The organism is Roseibium sp., assembly GCF_025698965.1.
In the GTDB taxonomy this organism is placed as follows: Bacteria; Pseudomonadota; Alphaproteobacteria; order Rhizobiales; family Stappiaceae; genus Roseibium.
Map to the genome: position 1 here is coordinate 1 of NZ_JAILWL010000672.1, position 2,542 is coordinate 2,542.

Annotated in this window: 2 protein-coding genes; both read right to left on the reverse strand. The window is 57.0% G+C overall.

Annotated elements, in window-relative coordinates; all coding sequences use genetic code 11:
• Positions 1 to 4: 4 nt before the first annotated feature.
• Entirely contained in the window at positions 5 to 934 is a 930-nt protein-coding gene (locus K5905_RS31430) for a sulfite exporter TauE/SafE family protein (protein WP_297591649.1), read from the reverse strand.
• A 409-nt stretch (positions 935 to 1,343) separates the two neighbouring features.
• Positions 1,344 to 2,542, reverse strand: a 1,199-nt coding sequence (locus K5905_RS31435; protein ID WP_297591650.1) for a peptidoglycan-binding protein, incomplete at its 5' end; no start/stop codon positions are given.

Consider the following 2,542-nt stretch of genomic DNA (forward strand, 5'->3'; position numbering starts at 1 on the left):
CGGATCATGCGCCTGCCCCCTTGCGGATCGCGATGGAATAAAGGTCCTCCGGAACCAGGAGGAGGTCGACCGCGAAACGAAGTCCGACACCGAGTACCAGCAATGCCAACAGAAGGCGAAGCTGGTCACCACGCAGGTTCTGTCCCATTCGGGCACCGAATTGGGCACCGATGACACCACCGATCATCAAGGTCATGGCCAGAACGATATCAACCGTCTTGGTTCCCATAGAATGGAAAATGGTGGCAGCTGCCATTGTGAACAGGATCTGGAACAGGGATGTTCCGATCACGATGTTCGTTGGGACGCGCAAGAGATAGATCAGCGCCGGAACCATCATGAAGCCGCCGCCGATGCCCAGCACAGTGCCGAGGAACCCGATTGACGCGCCGAGGCCGACAACGGGAATGACACTGACATAGAGCTTTGACCGGCGGAAACGCACCTTCAGTGGCAATCCGTGGATCCAGTTGTGTTGGCCTGGTTTGCGGGCTTTCGGGGCAGCACCCAATTTCCTGCGCCGGATCGCCCGGACCGATTCAAACAGCATCAGGCCGCCGATCGTTCCCAGGAAGGTAACGTAGGAAAGTGAAATGACCAGATCCAGCTGACCGACCGCTTGCAACACGTCGAAGAGGATCACACCTATCAGGGACCCAAAGACACCACCTGCCAGCAGAATTGTCGCAAGCTTGAGATCGATCGCCTTGCGCCGCCAGTAGGTCATCACCGCTGAAGCGGACGAAGCCACGACCTGTGTTGTTACCGTGGCAACCGATACCGCAGGAGGAATGCCTGAAAAGATCAGAAGCGGGGTCAGCAGAAACCCGCCGCCGATACCGAAAAGCCCTGAAAGAAAACCCACGGCACCACCCATGGCGAATATCACGAAGATATTGACCGGGATTTCGGCTATGGGCAGGTATAATTGCACAGGGTTACGCCGGATATAGCTGCAGACAGGCTGCGACAGGACTAAGATTTGGACTCTTAAGTTAGATTAAATTGGTTAAAGACCCGTGCCGGACTGTGTGTCAACCATCCAGCAAGCCGGTTTTGGCCAAGGAAGCCGAATTATTGGTAATCTGGCCTCATAGTTTTAGCTAATTTGGCATTATCGCGATGAAGATGGCTCAACAAAGACCAAAGGCCCAGGCTGGTTGCCAATCTGGTTTTGTGGAACCGACACTGGCTGACATCGGCGCAGCCTTGCCAGCTCCAGCCAACCTCAATGCAATTATGTGTCTGGATTGAAATACGCGGCCGCCGACTTTCCAAACGATCCGGGTTAATCCCGAACTCGGCATTTCTCTTCAGCCGGCACTCCGGCTGAAGCACGTATTTTAGATTGCCTGGCTTTTCAGCTCATCCATCAGCCGATTGTCGACTTCACCCGTTTCGGGAAGGCCGAGGCTGCGCTGGAACGCTCGAATTGCACTGCGCGTCCGCGGCCCCATCTGACCATCCGGCGTACCGGTGTCAAAACCGAGATAGTTCAGCTTGTCCTGGGCTTCCTTGACCATCGCAGAGTTGTCGACGGACTGGGTCTGGACGGCTGCCCTGGTTGCCGGCAGGGACGCGCTATCGGTCCAGGACGGTTCCATTGTCACCTTGTTGGCAGCCGCATTCGGTGTCTTGAGCTTGAAATTCTCAACTGCCAATCGTGCGTTTGCCAGAGTTTCCTGATCCATCATATTGGCAACGTCGTCGCGACGCTTGGCAGCTTCCGGGTCGCCCTGATCGGCAGCAATTGCGAACCATTTGTAGCTTGCAACGAGATCCTTATCGACCCCAATGCCACCGGCATAGAGAATGCCAAGGTTAAAGAGACTGTCCTTCACACCGTAGTTCGCCGCGGCTTCAAACCATTTGGCAGCAGCAGCATAATCCGGTTGATCACCGCCGCCTTCAGCGTAGAGCACGGCAAGATTGTGCATTGCCTTGGCATTGCCGGCTTCCGCCGCCTTTGAGTACCAGGCTTTTGCTTTTGGCAGATCCTTTTCGACGCCGCGTCCCTTTTCGTAAAGACTTGCGAGGCGATATTGCGCCGGCGGCAAGCCTTTGTCCGCCGCCTTCTGATACCAGGTGGCAGCTTTGGCCATATCCGCGGCAATGTCGTTGCCTTCGGTGTATTTCACACCGACGAGGAACTCAGCAGCGGGATTTCCGCTGGCGGCAGCACTGCGCAGTGCCATCGGCCCCACCTCTTCCGGCGGCAGACTTGCAATCAGGCCTGCAGGCGTTTCTTCCGCCCCGGCAGTAGCGGGTTTGGTTGGCGTGAAGCCGGCGGCGCTGTCGGTCTGCTTGTCACCAAAACTGCTGGCCACGCCGGCGGGTGGTGCGAAGGCCAGATCGGTTTCAGGTGTCACACTGCCTGTCGCCGATGCTGCCTGAATGTTATCCGGAGCCGTAACGGACGGCGCTTGAGGCGCCGAAACGGCACCTTGCACTGGAATTTCTCGCGCCTGGGAAGTTGCTTCCCCGGATGGGGGTGTAGCGGAATTCGCGATTACGTGACCGGAAGCGCTCGCACCGATTTCGG